The 21878-nt window shown below is 67.4% G+C and carries 17 protein-coding genes and 1 tRNA gene; 13 read left to right on the top strand and 5 right to left on the bottom strand.

Going from position 1 to position 21878, the window contains the following annotated elements; all coding sequences use genetic code 11:
* Positions 1-32 precede the first annotated feature (32 nt).
* The 10 genes from AC1VVG_RS10945 (at position 33) to cyoD (ending at position 11987) form a co-directional block, all read left to right on the top strand.
* The gene (locus AC1VVG_RS10945) at positions 33-1004 is read left to right on the top strand and encodes an acetyl-CoA carboxylase carboxyltransferase subunit alpha (protein ID WP_006478433.1); all 972 of its coding nucleotides are present in this window, start codon (positions 33-35) and stop codon (positions 1002-1004) included.
* A gap of 46 nt (positions 1005-1050) precedes the next feature.
* Positions 1051-2472: a tRNA lysidine(34) synthetase TilS gene (gene tilS / locus AC1VVG_RS10940; RefSeq protein ID WP_124670788.1), complete on the top strand. Its 1422-nt coding sequence runs from the start codon at positions 1051-1053 to the stop codon at positions 2470-2472.
* 343 nt (positions 2473-2815) lie between these two features.
* Positions 2816-4069, top strand: coding sequence for an aspartate kinase (locus AC1VVG_RS10935; protein ID WP_034188899.1), 1254 nt, complete (start codon positions 2816-2818; stop codon positions 4067-4069).
* Between the two features lie 110 nt (positions 4070-4179).
* Positions 4180-4273, top strand: a tRNA-Ser gene (locus tag AC1VVG_RS10930).
* Between the two features lie 205 nt (positions 4274-4478).
* Positions 4479-5867: a glycosyltransferase family protein gene (locus tag AC1VVG_RS10925; protein WP_034188898.1), complete on the top strand. Its 1389-nt coding sequence runs from the start codon at positions 4479-4481 to the stop codon at positions 5865-5867.
* Between the two features lie 482 nt (positions 5868-6349).
* The gene (locus tag AC1VVG_RS10920) at positions 6350-7879 is read left to right on the top strand and encodes a complex I subunit 4 family protein (protein ID WP_034188897.1); all 1530 of its coding nucleotides are present in this window, start codon (positions 6350-6352) and stop codon (positions 7877-7879) included.
* Between the two features lie 269 nt (positions 7880-8148).
* On the top strand, positions 8149-9036 hold the full coding sequence (cyoA, locus tag AC1VVG_RS10915; RefSeq protein WP_034188896.1) for a ubiquinol oxidase subunit II: 888 nt from the start codon (positions 8149-8151) through the stop codon (positions 9034-9036).
* Positions 9037-9039: 3 nt separating this feature from the next.
* Positions 9040-11046 carry a cytochrome o ubiquinol oxidase subunit I gene (cyoB, locus tag AC1VVG_RS10910; RefSeq protein ID WP_034188895.1) on the top strand — a complete coding sequence of 669 codons (2007 nt, stop codon included), beginning with the start codon at positions 9040-9042 and terminating at the stop codon, positions 11044-11046.
* The gene (gene cyoC / locus AC1VVG_RS10905) at positions 11046-11654 is read left to right on the top strand and encodes a cytochrome o ubiquinol oxidase subunit III (RefSeq protein WP_034188894.1); all 609 of its coding nucleotides are present in this window, start codon (positions 11046-11048) and stop codon (positions 11652-11654) included. Before cyoB ends, cyoC begins: the two co-directional genes overlap by 1 nt.
* Positions 11655-11987: a cytochrome o ubiquinol oxidase subunit IV gene (gene cyoD / locus AC1VVG_RS10900; RefSeq protein WP_011352504.1), complete on the top strand. Its 333-nt coding sequence runs from the start codon at positions 11655-11657 to the stop codon at positions 11985-11987.
* A gap of 113 nt (positions 11988-12100) precedes the next feature.
* Here cyoD and AC1VVG_RS10895 read toward each other — a convergent pair whose 3' ends face one another.
* Entirely contained in the window at positions 12101-12400 is a 300-nt protein-coding gene (locus AC1VVG_RS10895; RefSeq protein ID WP_034188893.1) for a DUF4148 domain-containing protein, read from the bottom strand.
* 218 nt (positions 12401-12618) lie between these two features.
* Here AC1VVG_RS10895 and AC1VVG_RS10890 point away from each other — a divergent pair, with 218 nt between their 5' ends.
* The 3 genes from AC1VVG_RS10890 to AC1VVG_RS10880 are packed head-to-tail and all read left to right on the top strand — an operon-like array spanning position 12619 to position 15380.
* Positions 12619-13293, top strand: coding sequence for a response regulator transcription factor (locus tag AC1VVG_RS10890; RefSeq protein ID WP_034188892.1), 675 nt, complete (start codon positions 12619-12621; stop codon positions 13291-13293).
* Between the two features lie 11 nt (positions 13294-13304).
* Positions 13305-14696: a sensor histidine kinase gene (locus AC1VVG_RS10885; protein ID WP_226228338.1), complete on the top strand. Its 1392-nt coding sequence runs from the start codon at positions 13305-13307 to the stop codon at positions 14694-14696.
* A gap of 18 nt (positions 14697-14714) precedes the next feature.
* The gene (locus AC1VVG_RS10880) at positions 14715-15380 is read left to right on the top strand and encodes a response regulator transcription factor (protein WP_059561975.1); all 666 of its coding nucleotides are present in this window, start codon (positions 14715-14717) and stop codon (positions 15378-15380) included.
* A 73-nt stretch (positions 15381-15453) separates the two neighbouring features.
* Here AC1VVG_RS10880 and AC1VVG_RS10875 read toward each other — a convergent pair whose 3' ends face one another.
* The 4 genes from AC1VVG_RS10875 to AC1VVG_RS10860 form a co-directional block, all read right to left on the bottom strand.
* Entirely contained in the window at positions 15454-15711 is a 258-nt protein-coding gene (locus tag AC1VVG_RS10875) for a DUF4148 domain-containing protein (protein WP_200088346.1), read from the bottom strand.
* A 110-nt stretch (positions 15712-15821) separates the two neighbouring features.
* The gene (locus tag AC1VVG_RS10870) at positions 15822-17237 is read right to left on the bottom strand and encodes an efflux transporter outer membrane subunit (protein ID WP_175027438.1); all 1416 of its coding nucleotides are present in this window, start codon (positions 17235-17237) and stop codon (positions 15822-15824) included.
* Positions 17230-18405, bottom strand: coding sequence for an efflux RND transporter periplasmic adaptor subunit (locus AC1VVG_RS10865; protein WP_482835617.1), 1176 nt, complete (start codon positions 18403-18405; stop codon positions 17230-17232). The genes AC1VVG_RS10870 and AC1VVG_RS10865 overlap by 8 nt, the downstream gene beginning before the upstream one ends.
* The gene (locus tag AC1VVG_RS10860; protein ID WP_482835616.1) at positions 18395-21613 is read right to left on the bottom strand and encodes an efflux RND transporter permease subunit; all 3219 of its coding nucleotides are present in this window, start codon (positions 21611-21613) and stop codon (positions 18395-18397) included. Before AC1VVG_RS10860 ends, AC1VVG_RS10865 begins: the two co-directional genes overlap by 11 nt.
* Between the last annotated feature and the right edge of the window lie 265 nt (positions 21614-21878).

The raw sequence follows: 21878 nt of genomic DNA, 5'->3' as shown, positions 1-21878 counted from the left end.
CGCGCTGCCGCAAGACCCAAGGATTCGAACACATGAAGACCACGTTTCTGGATTTCGAACAGCCGATCGCCGAACTCGAGGCCAAGATCGAAGAGCTGCGATTCGTGCAGGACGACTCGGCTGTCGATATTTCGGAAGAAATCGAGCGGCTGTCGAAGAAAAGCCAGCAACTGACGAAAGACCTCTACGCGAACCTGTCGCCGTGGCAGGTGTCGCAGATCGCGCGGCATCCGCAGCGTCCGTACACGCTCGATTACGTTGCGGAACTGTTTACCGATTTTCACGAGCTGCATGGCGACCGCGCATTCGCGGACGACCTGTCGATCGTCGGCGGTCTCGCGCGCTTCGGCGGTCATCCGTGCATGGTGATCGGTCACCAGAAAGGCCGCGACACGAAGGAGCGCGCCGCGCGCAATTTCGGGATGCCGCGTCCGGAAGGCTATCGCAAGGCCGAACGCCTGATGCGTCTCGCCGAGAAGTTCGGGCTGCCGATCTTCACGTTCGTCGACACGCCGGGCGCGTACCCGGGCATCGGCGCGGAAGAGCGTGGCCAGTCGGAGGCGATCGGCCGCAACCTGTACGTGATGGCCGAGCTGAAGACGCCGATCATCACGACTGTGATCGGCGAGGGCGGTTCGGGCGGCGCGCTCGCGATCGCCGTGGCCGATACCGTGATGATGCTGCAGTTCTCGACCTATTCGGTGATCTCGCCGGAAGGTTGCGCGTCGATCCTGTGGAAGAGCGCCGCGAAGGCGCCGGAAGCCGCGGAAGCGCTGGGCCTGACCGCGCACCGCCTGAAGGCGCTCGGCCTGATCGACAAGATCATCAACGAGCCGCTCGGCGGCGCGCATCGCGACCCGAAGGGCATGGCCGCACTGCTGCGCCGCGCGCTCGCCGATTCGCTGCGCCAGTTCCAGGGCATGAGCATCGATGCGCTGCGCGAGCGCCGCTTCGAGCGCCTGATGGCCTACGGCAAGTTCAAGGAAACCACGCCGGGCGCATGACCGGCTGCGTATTCGATTCGCGCGCCGCTGCGCGCGCGTTCCTCTCGTGATCCCACCGACCGAATTCTCCGCCGACCGCGCCGTCCTCGACGCGGTTGGCGTTGCGCTTTCCGGCATGCCGGCCGATGCGCGCATCGCGATCGCCTTCAGCGGCGGCCTCGACTCGACGGTGCTGCTCGATGCGGCCGTGCGCGTCGCGGGCGCGTCGCGTTGCGTCGCGCTGCATGTGCATCACGGCCTGAGCGCGAACGCCGATGCATGGGTTGCACATGCCGAAGCGGAAGCCGCGCGGCTCGGTGTCGCCTTCGAATCGATGCGCGTCGACGTGCCGCGCGACAGCGGCCTCGGTATCGAGGCCACGGCACGCGAGCGTCGTTACGCGGCGCTCGACGCGATGTGCGAGCGCCATGGCGCGGCCACGCTGTGGCTCGCGCAACATGCGGACGATCAGGCGGAGACCGTGCTGCTGCAGCTGTTGCGCGGCGCGGGCATCGCCGGGCTCGCCGCGATGGCGCCGCGCTATCGCCCCGACGGCGTGAGCGTCGAACGGGTGCGCCCGTTGCTGCGATTGTTGCGCGCGCAACTTGAGCGCTACGCGGAGCAGCATGCGCTCGCATGGATCGACGACGAATCGAACGGCGACACGCGTTATGCGCGCAATGCGTTGCGCATCGACGTGCTGCCGGCGCTGGCCGTGCATTTCCCGGGCTTTCGCGATGCGCTCGGCCGCGCGGCGCAGCATGCGGCCGCCGCGCAGAAGCTGCTCGACGATCTGGCCGAACTGGATTTCGCCGCCGTTGCGCGCGACGACGGGCATGCGCTGTCGCGCGACGCGCTGGTCGCGTTCGACGACACGCGCGGCGCGAACCTGCTGCGCTTCTGGATGCGCCGGCTCGGCTTGCCGGGCGCGTCGGCCGCGCGGCTCGCCAACATGATGCGGCAGCTGCGCGCCGCGCATGACGCGCACGCGCTGCGTGTCGATCACGCAGGGCAGTGCCTGCGGCTCTATCGCGATACCGTTTACTGGGAAGCGGGCGACAGCAGCGAACCGGCCGATGACGGCACGGGCACGCCGCACCCGGAAGCAGCGCTCGCATGGGATGGGCAGGAGGTCTGGCACGTGCCGGGCTGGCGCGGCACGTTCGTGTTCGCGCCGGCCGACGCGGCGAGCGCCGGCGCGGTGCCGGAGGCGCTGCTGCGCGGCGCCAGGCTCACGGTACGCGCCCGCGCGGGCGGCGAGCGGATGCGCATGTCGCCGGGCGGCCCGGGCCGCACGCTGAAGAACCTGTTCCAGGAGCGCGGCGTGCCGGCCTGGCAGCGCGACGTGCCGCTTCTGTTCGCGGGCGACCGGCTGCTCTACGTGCCGCGGCTTGGCCTCGATCGCGATATCGGCCTGTCCGGGAGCGAGGCGGCCGGCAACGGCGACTGGCGCCGGATCGAATGGCGCCCCGACCTGCTGATCGCGTAGCGTCCGGCACGCGTCCGGCGGCGCGATGGCGCGCCCATTTTCACCATTTGGTAAACAGCGCCTGAACGGCTCCCAGCACGGCGGGCGGCTTGTCAAGCGGGCTTCTATCGGGTACGCTCGGTCGTTTGCTCGGCTCGATTTTTGAGCGTTTTGTGCAGGTTTTCCGCGTGACGTACCCGGTTTGCGCGGCCTGATCGGCCTTCCGGGCAAAATCCGTCACGCTTGCGTGTTGCGTCCCAGCCGTCCCCCTTGTCGTCCGTCCACAGCCACAAGCCGCGTGACCGAACGGCTACGCGGCCTGCCCAGCGCGCCCGTGCGGTTTCTCCTCCAGTTCAGAACGACAATGGCACTCATCGTACACAAATACGGCGGCACTTCGATGGGCTCGGTCGAGCGCATCAAGAACGTCGCGAAACGCGTCGCAAAATGGCATCAGGCCGGGCACCAGATGGTGGTCGTGCCTTCGGCGATGTCCGGCGAAACCAACCGTCTGCTCGGTCTTGCGAAAGAGATTTCGAGCCAGCCGAGCCCGCGTGAGCTCGACATGATCGCGTCGACCGGCGAGCAGGTCAGCGTCGGCCTGCTGTCGATCGCGCTGCAGGAAATCGGCGTCGAGGCCGTGAGCTACGCCGGCTGGCAAGTACCGATCAAGACCGACAGCGCGTTCACGAAAGCGCGCATCCACTCGATCGACGACGAGCGCGTGAAGGCCGATCTGAACGCCGGCAAGGTCGTGATCATCACGGGCTTCCAGGGCGTCGATCCGGACGGCCACATCACGACGCTGGGCCGGGGCGGCTCCGATACGTCGGCGGTGGCGGTCGCGGCCGCGCTGGATGCCGAAGAGTGCCTGATCTACACGGACGTCGACGGCGTCTACACGACCGACCCGCGCGTCGTCGAAGAGGCGCGCCGCCTCGATCGCGTGACGTTCGAAGAGATGCTGGAAATGGCCAGCCTCGGCTCGAAGGTCCTGCAGATCCGCTCGGTCGAATTCGCCGGCAAATACCAGGTGAAGACGCGTGTGCTGTCGAGCCTGACCGATCCGCTGATTGCGCTCGACGAAGAAATGCGCTCGGGCACCCTGATTACTTTTGAAGAAGACGAGACCATGGAAAAGGCAGTCATTTCCGGCATCGCGTTCCAGCGCGACGAAGCACGCATTGCTGTGATGGGCGTGCCCGACAAGCCGGGCATCGCATATCAGATCCTCGGCCCGGTCGCCGACGCGAACGTCGACGTCGACATGATCATCCAGAACCAGAGCGTCGAAGGCAAAACCGACTTCACGTTCACGGTCGGCCGCGGCGACTACCAGAAGGCGATGGACATCCTCACCAACCAGGTGCAGGGCCATGTCAGCGCCGAGCGCGTGCAGGGCGACCCGAAGGTGTCGAAGGTGTCGGTCGTCGGCGTCGGCATGCGTTCGCACGTGGGCGTCGCGAGCAAGATGTTCCGCACGCTGTCGGAAGAGGGCATCAACATCCAGATGATCTCGACGTCCGAAATCAAGATTTCGGTGCTGATCGACGAGAAATACATGGAGCTGGCCGTCCGCGCGCTGCACAAGGCATTCGAACTCGACCAGGCGTCGTGAATTTTTCGTGATGCATTGAAGAAAATGCATTACCGAAATTGACGCACGGTTCGAAACCCTATAATATCTCGTTCTCGTCGCACTGCCTCCCTGGTGCGAGCGAAAGTTTGGGAGACGTGGCCGAGAGGTCGAAGGCACTCCCCTGCTAAGGGAGCATCTGGGCCAAAACCTGGATCGAGGGTTCGAATCCCTCCGTCTCCGCCAAAAGCGGTGACAAAGCCCCGCAAGTTCTCGGACTTGCGGGGCTTTTTCTTTTTCCGGCCCGTCGTGCCGTGTCGCGCGCGACAGGTCCGATGCTGCCGGAGCGCGTCCTCACGCGAACCTCGTCGCGGCCCCTCGGGCAATGAATGCTCGACTTGAGCCCCTGTCATGCGCAACATACGCGTATCGACCGGCGCAATTCAAGGTGATGCTCGTGGCAAGCCCGCATGCAGTTCTGACGTTCCGCTCTCATCGGCCTGTCGACGGACTCGTCGACAATCACGCGCGTTACGCGCAGTTGCACGGCTACCGGCATGCGATCGTCGACGGCACGCACGTGTACGGCGAGCGCCAGCAGATCCTGCACAAGTACCACGCGCTCATCGCGCAGCTCGTCGCGATGGAGCCGGGCGCGTTGCTGCTCGTGCTCGATCCGTTCTCCGTCGTGTTCGATCCGCACGCGCTGCCGGACGTCGCGCACGGTTACGACGCAATCGTCACCACCCAGACGTCGAAGTCGCCGCTGCCTGCCGCGAGCGGCATGATTTTCCGCAACGTGCCCGGCGTGCGGGAGCGATTGCGCGAGCTCGCGCTCGAACTGGGCAAGTGGGCGATGCGCCTTCCGGAACGGCGTCACGCGTGCGAGGCGACGCTGCTCGCGGAGCACTTTGCGCCGCTGCCGTTCGATGTACCGCTCGCGAACGGGCATTTCGCGTCGGTGCAGACGGTCTGGAGCGAGGGCATCGCGATCGATTCGATCGCCGGCGCTCGGCCGCTGGTCGCGCACCACGCGCCCGAGTGGCAGGACGTGGACGGTGGCTGGGCGCCGGCGGCCGACTACGACTTTCGCTACGTGGTCGCGCTCGTCGACGATGCCGAGCGGTACCAGCGCGGCGATTCCCCGCGCGCGCTGGACGACTGGCGCGCCGCGCAGCAGCGAACGCGCGAAGCGGAGCGGCACGTGAATCCGCACGCGCGTATTGCGTTCGTGAGCCTGCATACGCCGCATATCGCGGGCTATGGCGATCTGCACGAGGAAAACTTCGTCCGTTACTGCACGCGGCACGGTTATGCGTACCACACGTATCGCGAGGCGCCCGCGTTTCTGCCGGGCGGCATCGATGCGAACTGGGCGAAGCTGCATCTGATTCGCGAACATCTGCCGCGCCACGAATTCGTGTTCTGGGTCGATGCGGACATCCTGGCAATCGACCAGAGTCGGTCCATCGACGGCGTGATCGAGGGCCGCGACTTCCTGATCGGTACCGATCACACGGCCTGGGCGATCAATTCATGCATGATCGGCGTGCGCAACGTGGCGCCGATGCGCGCACTCGTCGAGCGCATCTGCGCGCGCATCGAGCGCTTCGACGATCGGTCGTCGGTCTACGCGAGCGGCGGCGACCAGCAGGCGATCTATGTGGAACTGCTGGAGTCCGGCATGATCGATGCACGTCATATCGTCGACGCGACGACGCTTGCGGCGTCGCCGGTCTACGCGACGCGCGACAGCCGCTTCGTTCATTTCCCCGCGCAACACGACCACTATCGAGCGGTGACGATGCGCGTGTGGGACCGGCAAAGCCATCGGCGCTGACGGCCGGGAGCATGAAGCATGCGCGGGCTGCCGTGACGGTGGGCGGGCAGGGTGGCCATTCGCTCGGCCGATCGGAAGATGAATGTAAGTATCGATGTAAGAAAAAGAGGTGCGCCGGACCATCGTCCTGCCCGGCCTCGATAATTCCATTCCGGCCCCACGAAATGAACCGACGATGTCAAAAATGCGGCATTGCGTCGTTTTTCATGATGAGCCCCGGCGCGTAATACAAAAAATTACTCAATCAAATCAGCGCCATGCGTCGGCGTGGAAAATTGAGGCTCTGCTGCGCTGCAGAAAATAATCAATCGCCTTATGCTCGTTAACCCGATCGCGTTTGAGCGGCATCAAGTTTTTCCGTGATGCCGCTTTACATTTTGCCAACGCTGGCGATTCACGAAATCTACCTGTCGATTTGATTTCGTACCTTTCGTCTCGCCTGTCCCCGATACAGTGCGCGACCTCCTCAAGGCTTTGTTGACATGCATGATTTCCCCTTCCTGAGCCTGGCCATCTGGGCTCCGATCCTGTTAGGCGCGTGCCTGCTGCGCGTCGGTTCCGACCATCACCCGCGCCGGACGCGGCTGATCGCGCTCGCGGGCGCGATCGTGGGGCTGGCGGCCGTCGTCCCGCTGGTTGCCGGCTTCGACGCACATTCGGCGGCGATGCAGTTTGTCGAAAGCCGCGACTGGCTGGCGGCGTTCAATTCCGGATGGCGTGTCGGCATCGACGGCGCGTCGCTGTGGCTCGTCGTGCTGACCGCCTTCACGACGCTGGTGGTGGTGATCGCGTCGTGGGAGTCGGTCACGGTGCGCGTCGCGCAGTACTACGCGTCGTTCCTGATCCTGTCGGGGCTGATGGTCGGCGTGTTCGTCGCGCAGGACGGGCTGCTGTTCTTCATCTTCTTCGAGGCGACGCTGATCCCGCTGTACCTGCTGATCGGCACGTGGGGGCGCGAGCGACGCGTCTATGCGGCCGTGAAGTTCTTCTTCATCTCGTTCGCCGGCTCGCTGCTGCTGCTGATGGCGATGCTGTACCTGTATGCGCAGTCGCATACGTTCGACATGGCCGCGTGGCGCACGCTGCAACTCGGCTTCGCGCCGCAGTTGCTGGTGTTCCTCGGCTTCTTCGCGGCGTTCGCGGTGAAGGTGCCGATGTGGCCGGTCCATACGTGGCTGAGCGACGTCTATACCGACGGCCCGACCGGTGCCGCGCTGATGCTCGCGATGCTCAAGCTCGGCGGCTACGGGTTCCTGCGCTTCGCGCTGCCGGTCACGCCCGATGCGAGCCACTTCTTCGCACCGGCCGTGATCGCGCTATCGCTGTTCGCGATCGTCTATGCGAGCCTGATCGCGCTCGCGCAGACCGATCTCGGCAAGCTGCTCGCGTATTCGACCGTTGCACACATGGGCATCGTCACGCTCGGGCTGTTCCTGTTCAACCGGATCGGCGTCGAAGGCGCGATCGTGCAGCTCGTGTCGTACGGCTTCGTCGCCGGCGCGATGCTGCTGTGCGTGAACGTGCTCGTCGATCGCACGAAGCAGCGCGAGATCGCCGCGTACGGCGGCGTGGCGGGCGTGATGCCGCGTTTCGCGACCTTCACGCTGCTGTTCGCGATGGCCAACGTCGGCCTGCCGGGCACGTCGGGTTTCGTCGGCGAATTCATGGTCATCATGGGGGCGATCCGCTTCAACTTCTGGATCGGCGCGATCGCGGCGCTCACGCTGATCCTCAGCGCGTCGTACACGCTGTGGATGCTCAAGCGCGTGGTGTTCGGCAAGGTCGCGAGCCAGCGGATCGCGAAGCTCGCCGACCTGAACCGTCGCGAGATCGTGATGTTCGCGTCGCTCGCGCTGATCGTGCTGGCGATCGGCATCGATCCGAAGCCGTTCACCGACGCGATCGATCCGACCGTCGGCAAGCTGATCCAGGAAGCGAGCCACTCGAAGGTGCCGGCAGGGGACGGCCCCGTGCCGGCGCTGCCGTCGTACATGGCGTCGACGCACGACTGAGCGCGGCGCGCGCGCCACGCAGGCCGCATCGCGTGGCGACGCGGTCGTTGCGCGCACATCGATCGAGGTCCGGCGCAGGGGCGCCGGGCCTGCTTCCGGCTGCGTGAAATTGCCCCGCGACAATGTGACTCACGGCAGATTTTGCAATGATGATTTGCCGCATCCACCGGTTTTTCATCACACCCGCGCGACGTATGATTCGGCCACTTTCGTGGATCGAATGCGCATCGGGCATACGCAAACGGATTCAATGACCCTCGGGCTGTGTGATGAAAAGAAAAGCTTCAAGAGGCTGGGCGGCGCTGATGTCGATCGGCGCGGCGTTGAGCCTGTCAGGCTGTAATTTAGATGTACTAAATCCGAAAGGTAGCGTGGGCGCCGCCGAAAAGGCGCTGATCGCGACGTCCACCTGGGCGATGCTGGTCGTCGTCGTTCCGGTGATCCTGCTCACGCTGTGGTTCGCGTGGCGTTATCGCGCATCGAACCGGAACGCGACCTATGCGCCGAACTGGTCGCATTCGACCGCGATCGAGGTCGTGATCTGGACGGTGCCGACGCTGATCATCCTGTTCCTTGGGGTGCTCACGTGGAAGACCACGCACGAGCTCGACCCGTACAAGCCGCTCGAGTCGTCGGTGAAGCCGATCGACGTCGAGGTCGTCGCGCTCGACTGGAAGTGGCTGTTCATCTATCCGGAGCTCGGCATCGCGTCGGTCAACCAGCTCGCGATTCCGGTGGGCACGCCGGTGAATTTCCGCATCACGTCGGATTCGGTGATGAACTCGTTCTTCATTCCGCAGCTCGGCGGCCAGGTCTATGCGATGGCCGGGATGCAGACGCGCCTGCACCTGATCGCCGACGAACCCGGCAACTACGCGGGCACGTCCGCCAACTTCAGCGGCCGCGGTTTCTCCGACATGAAGTTCCGCACGCTCGCGGAGCCGCGCGAACAGTTCGATGCCTGGGTGCAGAAGGTCAAGGCGTCGCCGGACCGGCTCGACGCGACCGTGTACGGCACCGTCGCGCAGCCGAGCGAGAAGGCGCCGGTGCGCTACTTCTCGTCGGTCGATCCGCGGCTCTTCCACAACATCATCGCGAAATACAACGATGGCCACGTCCTCGACCTGAAGGACGCCGCCTGCGGCACGAAGGGGTAACGCATGTTCGGCAAACTCACACTTTCGGCGATCCCGTTCGATCAGCCCATCATCATGGGGGCAGGCGCCTTCATGGGGCTGGTCGTGCTGGGCATTCTCGCCGCGCTGACGATCACCGGCCGGTGGAAATGGCTGTGGACGGAATGGCTGACCACGGTCGACCACAAGAGACTCGGCGTGATGTACATCATCGTCGCGCTGATCATGCTGCTGCGCGGCTTCGCCGACGCGATCATGATGCGCATGCAGCTCGCGCTCGCGTACAACGGGCCCGGCTACCTGCCGCCGCACCACTATGACCAGGTCTTCACGGCGCACGGCGTGATCATGATCTTCTTCATGGCGATGGTGTTCATGGTCGGCCTGATGAACCTGATCGTGCCGCTGCAGATCGGCGCGCGCGACGTCGCGTTCCCGTTCATCAACTCGCTCTCGTTCTGGATGACGGCCGTCAGCGCGATCCTGATCAACGTGTCGCTCGTGATCGGCGAATTCGCGCAGACGGGCTGGCTCGCGTACCCGCCGCTGTCGGAGCTGCAGTTCAGTCCGGGGGTGGGGGTCGACTACTACCTGTGGGCGCTGCAGATCTCGGGCGTCGGCACGCTGCTGACCGGCGTGAACTTCTTCGTGACGATCATCAAGATGCGCGCGCCCGGCATGACGCTGATGAAGATGCCGGTGTTCACGTGGACCGCGCTCTGCACGAACGTGCTGATCATGGCGTCGTTCCCGATCCTGACCGCGACGCTCGCGCTGCTCGGCCTCGACCGTTACCTCGGCATGCACTTCTTCACGAACGACGCCGGCGGCAACGCGATGCTGTACCTGAACCTGATCTGGGCGTGGGGCCATCCGGAGGTGTACATCCTGATCCTGCCGGCGTTCGGGATCTTCTCGGAAGTGATCGCGACGTTCGCGAAGAAGCCGCTGTTCGGCTACAAGACGATGGTGTACGCGACCTGCGCGATCATGGTGCTGTCGTTCCTCGTGTGGCTGCATCACTTCTTCACGATGGGCTCCGGGGCGAACGTGAACGCGTTCTTCGGGATCATGACGATGATCATCGCGATCCCGACCGGCGTGAAGGTGTTCAACTGGCTGTTCACGATGTATCGCGGCCGGATCGAATTCACGACGCCCGTGCTGTGGACGATCGGCTTCATGGTCACGTTCACGCTCGGCGGCATGACCGGCGTGATGATGGCGATTCCCGGCGCGGACTTCGTGCTGCACAACAGCCTGTTCCTGATTGCGCACTTTCACAACGTGATCATCGGCGGCGTGCTGTTCGGCTATCTCGCGGGCTTCAACTACTGGTTCCCGAAGGCGTTCGGCTTCAAGCTGAACGAGAAGCTCGGCAAGGCCGCGTTCTGGTTCTGGCAGATCGGCTTCTACGTCGCGTTCGTGCCGCTCTACGTGCTCGGCTTCATGGGCATGACGCGCCGCCTGAACCACTACGACAACCCGGCCTGGCATCCGTGGCTGCTGGTCGCCGCGTTCGGCGCCGTGCTGATCGCGATCGGCATCGCGTGCCAGCTGCTGCAACTGGTGGTCAGCATCCGCAATCGCCACCTGCCCGAGTACCGCGACACGACGGGCGATCCGTGGGGCGGCCGCACGCTGGAGTGGGCGACGTCGTCGCCGCCGGCCGACTACAACTTCGCGGTGATCCCGCAGGTGCGCACGCTCGACGCGTACGCGGACATGAAGGCGCGCGGCGAAGGGCGGCCGAACCCGGCGACGTTCCGCGACATCCACATGCCGTCGAATACCTGCGCGGGTCTCGTGATCGCGATCTTCAGCCTGGTGCTCGGCTTCGCGCTGGTGTGGCACATCTGGTGGATGGCGATCGGCGGACTCGTCGGGATCATCGCGACGCTCGTGATCTACAGCTCGCGCGATAACGACGGTTATTACATCCCCGCGTCGACGGTGCGGAAGATCGAGGACAAGCAGCCGACGACGCGCACGGCCGCGCGCGTCGACGACGTGGAACTGGAGGCCAACTGATGTTGCAGAAAACCTTGAGCGCGACCCTGCTCGAGCACGACGACCATCCGCCGTCGCATTCGGTGTTCGGTTTCTGGCTGTACCTGATGACCGACTGCGTGATCTTCGCGGCGCTGTTCGCGACGTTCGCGGTGCTGGGCCACCAGTACGCGGGCGGCCAGACCGCGAAGGAGCTGTTCGACATTCCGGGCGTCGCGGTGGAAACCGCCGCGCTGCTGCTGTCGAGCATCACGTACGGTTTCGCGATGCTCGCGGCGTACAAGCAGCGGCGCGGCGCGCTGCTCGCATGGCTCGCGGTGACGTTCGTGCTCGGCGCGGCGTTTCTCGCGATGGAACTGCGCGAGTTCTCGCACCTGATCGCGGAAGGCGCGGGCCCGCAGCGCAGCGCGTTCCTGTCGGCGTTCTTCACGCTGGTCGGCACGCACGGGCTGCATGTGACGGCCGGCCTGCTGTGGATGATCGTGCTCGCCGGGCAGATCGTGTTCCGCGGCGGCGACCTGACCGATCGCGACCTGCGGCGCCTCACGTGCCTGAGCCTGTTCTGGCACTTCCTCGACATCGTGTGGATCTGCGTGTTTTCCTTTGTCTATCTCGCGAGCGTGATCTAAATGGCCCATTCGCATTCGTCTCAACTCGAAGAAGGGCACGGCAGCGTCGGCGGCTACGTCGCCGGCTTCATCCTGTCGGTGCTGCTCACGGCCGCGTCGTTCGGCCTTGTGATGGGCGGCGTGCTGTCGCCGCATGCGTCGCTGATCGCGCTGGCCGTGCTCGCCTTCGTGCAGATCGTCGTGCACCTCGTGTACTTCCTGCACATGAACGGCTCGTCGGGCCAGCGCTGGAACGTGATGGCGTTCAGCTACACGGTGCTGACCGCGGCGATCCTGATCGTCGGCACGTTGTGGGTGATGCACAACGTCAGCATGAACATGATGTCGCGTTGAGCGGCTTCGCGGCGCGGCGGTCGATATCCATGCGCGCTCATGACGAAAAGGCGGCACTCGCGTGCCGCCTTTTTCATTTCTCCCCCGGCCGCGTTGCGCCGGGCCGTGCGCGGTCAGTGCCGCACGCCGGCGTCGGCCGTCAGCGCATGGGTGCAGTCCGCGCGGTATTCGGCGGCGAGGCGCTGCTTCGCGTCGTCGAGATCGTCGGGGTAGTAGGGGCTCGCGTGAGCCGGGTTGTAGCCGACCTGTTCGAGCTCGGTCAGTTCGCGCACGAGGTCCGCATGCGTGACGTCGTGGCCCGTGTGAACGAACGGGTACGCACGACATTCCTGCGGGGTGAGGCGGGGGCCCGCGAACGCGGCGGTGCTGGCGCATGCGAGCAGCATGCAGGCGACGGTGGTCGACAGTTTCATCCGGTGGCTCCTGGTTGCGCGGCTCGATGCCGCATGACGTCAGCGTAGGCGGCCCGCACGACGAGGCGGGCGACGCACGGATGAAACATGTTTCACGCGTGCTTGTCGCGGCGCGGGATGAAGCATTTTTCATGTAACGCCGGACGGCGAGCGCGTCGCCTACGATAGTCGCGGGCGCGTCGTGTGCGCCCGTCGCGACGTTCATTGAGAGGACAACCATGCGAGTACTGACGGTCGAGGACGATGCGGTGACCGCGAACGAGATCGTCGGCGAGCTGACCGCGCGCGGGTTCGAGGTCGACTGGATCGACAACGGCCGCGAAGGGATGATGCGCGCGATGAGCGCATCGTACGACGCGATCACGCTCGACCGGATGCTGCCGGGCGCGGACGGCCTCGCGATCCTGACCGCGATGCGCACGGTCGGCATCGATACGCCGGTGCTGATGCTGAGTGCGCTCGGCGATGTCGACGAGCGCATCCGCGGGCTGCGCGCGGGCGGCGACGATTACCTGACGAAGCCGTTCGATTCCGGCGAGCTGAGCGCGCGCATCGAGGTGCTGCTGCGCCGCCGGCAGGCATCGGGCGTGCCGCAGCAGACGCTGCTGAAGGTCGGCGCACTCGAGCTCGACCTCATTTCGCGCTGCGCACGGCGCGGCGGCGACGAGATTCCGCTGCTGCCGACCGAATTTCGCGTGCTCGAGTTCATGATGCGCAACGCGGGCCAGACGATCACGCGCACGATGCTGTTCGAGACCGTGTGGGGTTATCACTTCGATCCCGGCACCAACCTGATCGACGTCCACATGGGCCGGCTGCGCAAGAAGATCGATCCGCCGGGCGCGGAACCGATGATCCAGACGGTGCGCGGCTCGGGCTACATGCTCGCGTGACGGAGGCGGCGATGGACACGGCTCGCGCGGCGAATTTCACGCGCCGCTGGCATACGACGACGTTTCGCTGGCTGTGCGCGTATGCGGCGATCTTCTCGGTGTCGCTGCTGCTGCTCGCGGGCGTCATCAACGCGGCGGCGACACACACGATGACGCACGACACCGACGAGGTGCTCGCGTGGCAGCTGATCTATTTCGATTCGATCCCCGATGCGGCGCTGCCGCTCGCGATCCACCGGCGGCTCGAGCACGAGCGCATGCATACGAGTTTCTACGGGCTGTTCGACGCGGCCGGGCATCGCGTGGCCGGCGACATCGCGACGCTGCCCGCGCTGCGCACGGATCGCGACGGCCGCACGCTGAACCGCACGCTCGCGCCGCTCGACGGCCAGCCCGCGCCGATCACGCGCGCGATGGCCGTGCGCCGCGACAACGGGATGACACTGGTCGTCGCGCGCGACCTGTCGCATTTCATCCAGATTCGCGATGTCGCGATCCGCGGGCTCGTGATCGGCGGCGTGATGATCCTGATCGCGGGCATCGCGGGCGGCAGCATGCTCGGCATGCGGCAGATGCGCCGCGTTGCCGCGATCCGGCGCGTCACGCGGCAGATCGCCGAAGGCGATCTCGGCAAGCGGCTGCCGGTCGGCCGCTACGACGAACTCGACCTGCTCGCGCATCTCGTGAACCACATGCTCGACGAAGTCGAGCGGCTGATGGGCGAGGTGCGCCATACCTGCGACGGCATCGCGCACGACCTGCGCACGCCGCTCGCACGCGTGCATACGATGCTGGCGCGGCTGGCCGACCAGCCGTTCTGCGCGGACGATCCTGCGTCGGCGGCACTGCTGGCGTCCGTGCGCGACGAAACCGACCGGCTGCTCGAACGCTTTCGCGCGATGCTGCGCATCTCGGAGATCGGCACGCTGAGCCGGCGCGGCGGTTTTGCCGCGGTCGACGTCGCGGCGTTGCTGCGCGACGTGTGCGACCTCTACGAGCCGCTGGCCGAAGCCGTCGACGTGTCGTTCGAACTCGATGCCGCACGCGTCGACGGCATTCACGGCGACCGCGCATTGCTGTTCGAGGCGTTCAGCAATCTCGCGGACAATGCCATCAAGTTCACGCCGCCGGGCGGGCGCGTGCACGTCGTGCTCCACACGACGCCGAACGGCCCGCTCGTCCGGTTCGAGGACACCGGTCCGGGCATCCCGCCAGGCGAGCGCGACGCGGTGCTCGAACGCTTCTATCGCGGCGAGCGCACGCGCCACGTGAACGGGTCGGGGCTCGGCTTGAGCGTGGTGTCGGCCGTGATGCGCGTGCACGATTTCGCACTGCGGATCGGCGATGCGCAGCCGGCCGGCACGGCGATCACGGTCGAATGCTGGCCGCGCTCGCTCGCGTGACGGCGCCGGGAGCGATCGATGCGCATCCTGCTGATTGCTCCGTCGACGCCGGAGGCCGCGCGGCTCGACAAGGCGTTTCGCGAGAGCATGCACGGCGTCGAGCGGGTCGACGGATGGCGCGACGGCTGCTTCGCGGCGACGCAGGACCGCTTCGACGCCATCGTGATCGTTGCACCCGATGCGGCGGCCGATCCGGCGATCCTCACGGGATTGCCGCACCTTGCCGTGTCGGCCGGCGGCGCGACGATCGCCGCGATCGTCACCGGCGCCACGCCCGTGCAGCGCGCGCGGATGCTGCAGGCCGGGTGCGACGTGTGTCTTGCCCATCCGTGTTCGTTCGTCGAGCTGCACGAACGGTTGCGCGCGCTGTGGCGCCGGACCGGCGCGATCGGGACGCGCGAGCCGGTCCGGCTCGACGCGGCGACGCGAGCGCTCGAGGAGCACGGCAGGCGGCTCGCGCTCAGTGCGCGGGAATTCCGTCTCGTCGAATGCCTGCTGCGCGAATCGGGCCGGCCGGTCGGGCGCGACGCCGTGCTGCGTTATGCATGGGGCGACGCCGATATCGAACCCGAAACGGTCAATGCGCTGGTCGTGCGGTTACGGCGCAAGCTGGCCGCCCACGCATTCACCGCGCGAATCGAGACCGTCGCGCGATTCGGGTTCAGGTTCGACGCGGGCGGATGACGGCGCGGTAGCGCGTTGCGTGCGACGAGCGCAGGCGTGCCGCGCGTCGCGCGACACGTCCGTGTGCGTGCAGTCAGTGCGAATACAGGTCGCGGTTGAGTTGCGCGAGCTGCCCGTCGCGTTCGGCGTGGACGAGTTCGCGATAGACCTGCGCGCGCGTGAGCGGCGCGGCTGGCGAGGCCGCCCATGCCGGTCGCGACGGCAGCGGTGCGGGTGCGGCCGACGCGAACGTGTGCGGTGCTGTTGCCGCGGCGGGCGGCATCGCGCTGGCCCGGCCGGGCAACGTGACGCAGAGGGCGCAGAGGAGGGAGGTGAACATCAGGGTCTTCATGGCGTGGTCCTTTTCAAGTGACAGTAGCCGGTGACGTGATGGCGATGCCGGCAGGCACCACGTTATCGGGCGCGCCCGTGCGGGCGCCGGGCGCGCCGATGAAGAAACGTTCATGAATGCGTGCCGTGCCAGCCGCCGCCGAGCGCGCGCACGAGCCCGACGGATGCCTGCAGGCGTCGCGCATCGGCATCGAGCGACGCGATCTGCGTATCGAGTTCGGTCGTCTGCGCCGTGACCACGTCGAGATAGCTGACCGCGCCGTCGCGATAGCGCGACATCGCGAGTGCGAGCGACTGCCGCGCCGCGACGAGCGCCGCGTCGTCCTGGTCGGATTCGTCGCCGAGGCGGTGCAGCAGCGCGAGATCGTCCTCGACTTCCCGGAATGCCTGCAGCACGACGGCGCGATAGCGCGCGCCCTGCTCGGCGAATTGCGCACGTGATTTGCGTACGCCCGCGGCGCGCAGGCCGCCGTCGAACAGCGTCGCCGCGAGACGCGGCCCGATCGACCAGATCTCGTTCGGCGCGGCGAGCCACGGCGAGAACGTATCGCTCTGGAAGCCGGCAGCGAGGCCGAGCGACAGGTCGGGGAAATAGGCGGCGCGGGCGACGCCGATTCGCGCGTTCGCCGCCGCGACGCGACGTTCGGCGGCGGCGATGTCCGGCCGGCGTTCGAGCAGCGTCGACGCGAGGCCGGTCGGAATCGCCGGCACGCCGGGCAGCGCCGCGACGGGCGGCAGCGTGAACGTCGACGCGGATGTGCCGACGAGCGCGGCGATCGCGTGTTCGTCGAGTGCGCGGCGGGCGGCGATGTCGGAGGCGCGTGCCCGGGCGAGCGCGAGTTGTGTCCGTGCGCGCGACACGTCGAGCCCCGACGCGAGGCCGCCGCGATGACGGCTGACCGTGAGTTGCCACGCGCGGCGATACGTGTCGATCGTTTGCGTGAGCGTGGCCGCTTCGCGGTCGAGGCCCGCGAGGTCGAAGTAGGTGGCGGCCACGCTGGCCTGCAGGCTGAGCCGGACCGACGCGAGATCGTCGTCGGCCGCCTGCGCGTCGTCGCGGCCGGCCGCGACCGTGTTGCGGACCTTGCCCCACAGATCGACGTCGTAGCCGATGCCGGCTTCGAGCGTGTTCGACTCGTAGACGTCGGGCTGGCCGCTGCCGCGCAGCGGCCGGCGCGCCGACTGCCGGTCGCGGTCGGGTTCGGCTTCGATACCCACGCTCGGCAGCAACGCCGCATGCGCTTCGTCGAACAGCGCGGTCGCCTCGTCGTGCCGCGCGACGGCGGCCGCGAGGTCGGGATTCGCGCGTGCGACGAGCGGTTCGAGCCGGTCGAGCGTCGCGTCGCCGTACACGCGCCACCAGCCGTCGCGCGGCAGGCGGTCGGCCGGCGCGGCGTCGACCCACGGGCCCGTTTCGCGAAACGCGGCCGGCACCGGAACGGCCGGCACGCGGTAGGCCGGTGCGAGCGAACAGCCGGCGAGCAGCGCGATGCTGCCCAGCCATGCGGCAAGCAGTCGGTCAGCCATGTGCGTGCTCCGTCGTCGCGGTGCCGGCGATGCGTACGGGGTCGCCGTCCGCGAGCGAATCGGGCGGATTGTCGATCACGCGATCGCCGGCCGCGAGTCCCGAGGCGATCTCGACGCGCGTGCCGAGATCGGCCGCGATCGACACGTTGCGCAACCTCGCATGCCCGTTCGCGTCGAGCACCGCGACCTGCAACCCGTCGTGACGGAAGATCAGCGTACTGGCCGGAATCGTCAGCGCATGCGCGGCGCCGGGCATCGCAAGCCGCACCTGCGCGTATTCGCCGGGAAAGAGCGTGCCCGCCGGATTGGCGATCGAAAACTGCGCGAGCAGCGTGCCGGACGCCGGGTCGATCGACTGCGCGGAATCCGCGAGCGTGGCGTCGAACGTCTGGCCCGGGCGCTCGGGTACGGTCAGCACGGCCTGCATGCCCGCGCGGATCGCGGCCGCGTCGTCCTGCGGCACGTGGACGTACAGCCGCAGTCGCCGCGCATCCGACACGGTGAAGAGCTCGGCGCCGTTGCCGCTGCCCGCGTCGATCAGCGCGCCGACGTCGGTCTTGCGGGCCGTCACGACGCCGTCGAACGGCGCGGTGAGCCGCTTGAACGATTCGAGCGCTTCGAGCCGCCGTACGTCGGCGGTGCGCGCGGCGACGGCCGCGCGTTTCGCATCGAGGTCGCTGCGTTTCTCGTCGGCCTCCTGCTGCGACACCGAATCCTGCGCAAGCATCTCGGCCCAGCGGGCGGCCGTGATCGCGGCGAGCCGCTCGTTCGCGCTCGCGCTTTGCAGGTCCGCTCGGGCCTGCTGCAACTGCTGGTCGAGATCGGGCGTGTCGATCGACGCAAGCAGCTGGCCCGCCTTCACGTGCGCGCCGATGTCCGCGTACCACGCATGCAGGTAGCCCGGCACGCGTGCGTAGATCGGGGCGTCGACATAGGCGTCGAGCCGGCCCGGCAGCACGAGTGCGTCGGCCGCGGCCGGCTGCGGCGCGACCGTGGCGACGGTCGGGATCGCTTGCTGCGCGGTCCACGCGGCGACCGCATGGGCATCGTGCACGCGGGCGAGGACGCCGGCGGCCGCGACCGCGAGCGCGGCGACGGCGCCTGCGATCGCGAGCGGCTTCAGGTAGCGCGGCGTGCCGGGGGGACGGACTTCGAATTCAGTGGACATGCTGTTCTCCCGGAGTGACGGAAAGGGATTCGGGGCGCGGCGCGCGATCGCGCCGGTGGACGAGGCTGAACACGACCGGCACGAACACCAGCGTCGCGACGGTCGCGCACAGCAGGCCGCCGATGACCGCGCGGCCGAGCGGGGCGTTCTGTTCGCCGCCGTCGCCGAGACCGAGCGCCATCGGCGCCATGCCGATGATCATCGCGAGCGCGGTCATCATCACGGGCCGAAAGCGCGTGAAGCCGGCCTCGAGCGCGGCGACGGCCGCGTCGGCGGTGTGCGCGAGCCGTTCGCGCGCGAAGGTGACGACGAGGATGCTGTTCGCGGTCGCGACCCCCATGCACAGGATCGCGCCCGTCAGCGCCGGCACCGACAGCGGCGTGCGCGTGACGAACAGCATCCAGACGATGCCGGCGAGCGCCGCGGGCAGCCCGCTCACGATCACGAACGCGTCGCGCCACGAATGGAAGTTCACGACGATCAGCAGGTAGATCAGCAGCACCGCGCCGGCGAGGCCGGCGAGCAGTCCGCCGAATGCGCCGTTCATCGTCTGCACCTGGCCGCGCACGGTCACGCGCGAGCCCTTCGGCAGGCCGGCGGCATTCGCGCGCAGCACGCGTTCGATGTCGGCGCTGACCGCGCCGAGATCGCGATCCTGCGTCGTTGCGAAGATGTCGTACAGCGGCGCGATGTCGTAGTGCGAGACGACCGCGTCGGTCTGACCGCGCACGATCGTCGCGAGGCCGCCGAGCAGTTGCGGGGCGCCCGTGCGGCCCGTGACGGGCAACGCGCGCAGGTCCGACAGCGACGTCATCCGGTACTGCGGCGTCTGCGCGACGATCGGATAGGACACGCCGTTGTGCGGATCGAGCCAGTAGGTCGGCGACACCTGGCTCGTGCCGGACAGGCTGGCGACCACCGCATTGGTGACGTCCTGCTCGGTGACGCCGAGCTGCGCGGCGCGCGCGCGGTCGACCGACACCGTGAACTGCGGATAGGTCGACGCCTGCTGCACGCGCGCATCGGCGACGCCCGGCACCGTGCGGATGCGGCGCAGCAGCTCGGTCGCGTACGCGCGGTTGGCTGCCCGGTCGGGGCCGGTCACCTGCACGTCGATCGGCGCGGGGGCGCCGAAGTTGAGGATCTGGCTCACGATGTCGGCGGGCAGGAACGAGAACGTCACGCCCGGAAACGCGCGCGGCAGCGCGGTGCGCAGTTGCTTCACGTAGCCGGCCGTCGGCGCGTGGTCGCCGGTGAGCGACACGAGGATGTCGCCGTCCTGCGGGCCGATCGTGCCGCTGTTGCTGTACGTGAGGTTGATCCCGCTGTTCGGCAGGCCCATGTTGTCGACGATGCTCGCGAGCGCGCGCGGCGGCACGACGCCGCGCACCGTGCGTTCGACGCGGTCGAACAGCGCGGCCGTTTCCTCGATGCGCGTGCCGATCGGTGCGCGCACGTGGATCGCGATCTCGCCCGAGTCGACCGACGGGAAGAAATTGCGGCCGAGCCCCGGCACCAGCACGAACGACACGGCGACCGCGGCGAGGAACAGTGCGACGAAGCGGCCGCGGTGGGCGAGGGCCAGCCCGAGCACGACGCGGTAGCCGGCGCGAAGCGCGGCGAAGCGGCGTTCGAAGCCTTGCTGGAACGCGACGAGCGGATTGCGTGCGCGCGGCGGCGCGAACGGCGCGCCGTGCGGCGCGAGCACGGCGGCCGGATGGGCGGCATGCGGCTTCAGCAGGTAACGGGCCATCATCGGCACGAACGTGCGGGACAGCACGAACGACGCGATCATCGCGAAGATCACGGCTTCGGCCATCGGCACGAACAGGAAGCGCGCGACGCCGTCGAGCAACAGCATCGGCACGAACACGATGCAGATGCACAGCAGCGACACGAAGGCCGGCGCGACGATCTGCGACGCGCCGTCGAGGATCGCGCTGCGCACGTCCTTGCCCTGTTCCAGGTGCCAGTTGACGTTCTCGATCGTGACGGTCGCGTCGTCGACCAGAATGCCGACGGCGAGCGCGAGCCCGCCGAGCGTCATCACGTTGAGCGTCTCGCCCGCGGCCGCCAGCGCGGCGATCGCCGCCAGCACCGCGAGCGGGATGGACGCGGCGATGATCAGCGTCGAGCGCCAGCTGCCGAGAAACAGCAGGATCATCGCGGAAGTGAGCGCCGCGGCGATCAGGCCTTCGCGCGCGACGCCGCTCACGGCGCCCTTGACGAACACCGACTGGTCGCCCATCACGACGAGCCGCAGCGACGGCGGCAGCGTCGCCTCGATGCGCGGCAACTGCGCCTTGACGCCCGCGATGATGTCGAGCGTCGACGCCGAGCCGCTTTTCAGCACGCTCATCAGCACCGCGCGGCGGCCGTCGACGCGCACGATGTTGCCCTGCGGCGGAAAGCCGTCGCGGACATGCGCGACGTCGCGCATGAAGATCACCGCGCCGTTAACCGTCCGGATCGGCAGCGCGTTGAGCTGGTCGATGGTCAGCGGGCTGTCGTTGAGGCGGATGTTGTATTCGAAGCCGCCGATCTTCTGCGTGCCGGCCGGGATGATCTGGTTCTGCTGCGCGAGCGCGGCCGCGACATCCTGCGCGGACAGCCCCTTGGCCTGCAGCGCCTGCGGGTCGAGGTCGATCTGCACCTGGCGCACCTTGCCGCCGTACGGCGACGGAATCGCGACACCCGCGACGGACAGCAACTGCGGCCGGATCACGTTGGTCGCGTAGTCGCCGAGCTGCTGTTCGTTCAGCGTGTCGCTGGTCAGCGCGAGCTGCAGCACCGGTACCGTCGACGCGTTGTAGTTGAGGATCTGCGGCGGCGTGGTGCCGGGCGGCATCTGCTTGAGCACGGTTTGCGAGATCGACGTGACCTGCGCGGTCGCGGTGCGGATGTCGACGCTCGGCTGGAAGAAGATCTTGACGATCCCGAAGCTGCGGAACGATTGCGACTCGATGTGCGCGACGTCGTTGACCGTCGTGCCGAGCGTGCGCTCGTAATACGTGACGATGCGCCCGGACATGTCGGCCGGCTGCAGGCCCGCGTAGTTCCATACGACGCTGATGACCGGGATCCGGATGTCGGGAAAGATGTCGGTTGGCGTGCGCAGCGCGGCGAGCGGCCCCGCGATCAGGATCAGCAGCGCGAGGACGATGAACGTGTAGGGGCGCGCGAGCGCGAGTCGGACGAGTTTCAGCATCGGCGAGGTCTCCGCCGGCGCGGGGCGCCGGCCTGTCAGCAAAGTGCCGAAGCGTGGCGGGCGCCCGATCCGGCTCGCGCAGTGTGCGAGGCGGCGCTTAACGCCGGGCGCGAGGCAGGATGAAAGATGTTTTAGGAAAGGGCACGGCGGGGGCGGACGGGCGCCGATTGTTACAAGACGTTAGCGCGGGCTTTCCGTTGCGATGTGACGCATCAGTTCTTACAAACTTGAAATATGCGGAGGCGGGGCTTGCCGTTATAGTCCA

The sequence above is a fragment of the Burkholderia sp. L-4 genome, from assembly GCF_056856535.1.
This window is presented reverse-complemented; position numbering and strand designations above follow the sequence as displayed.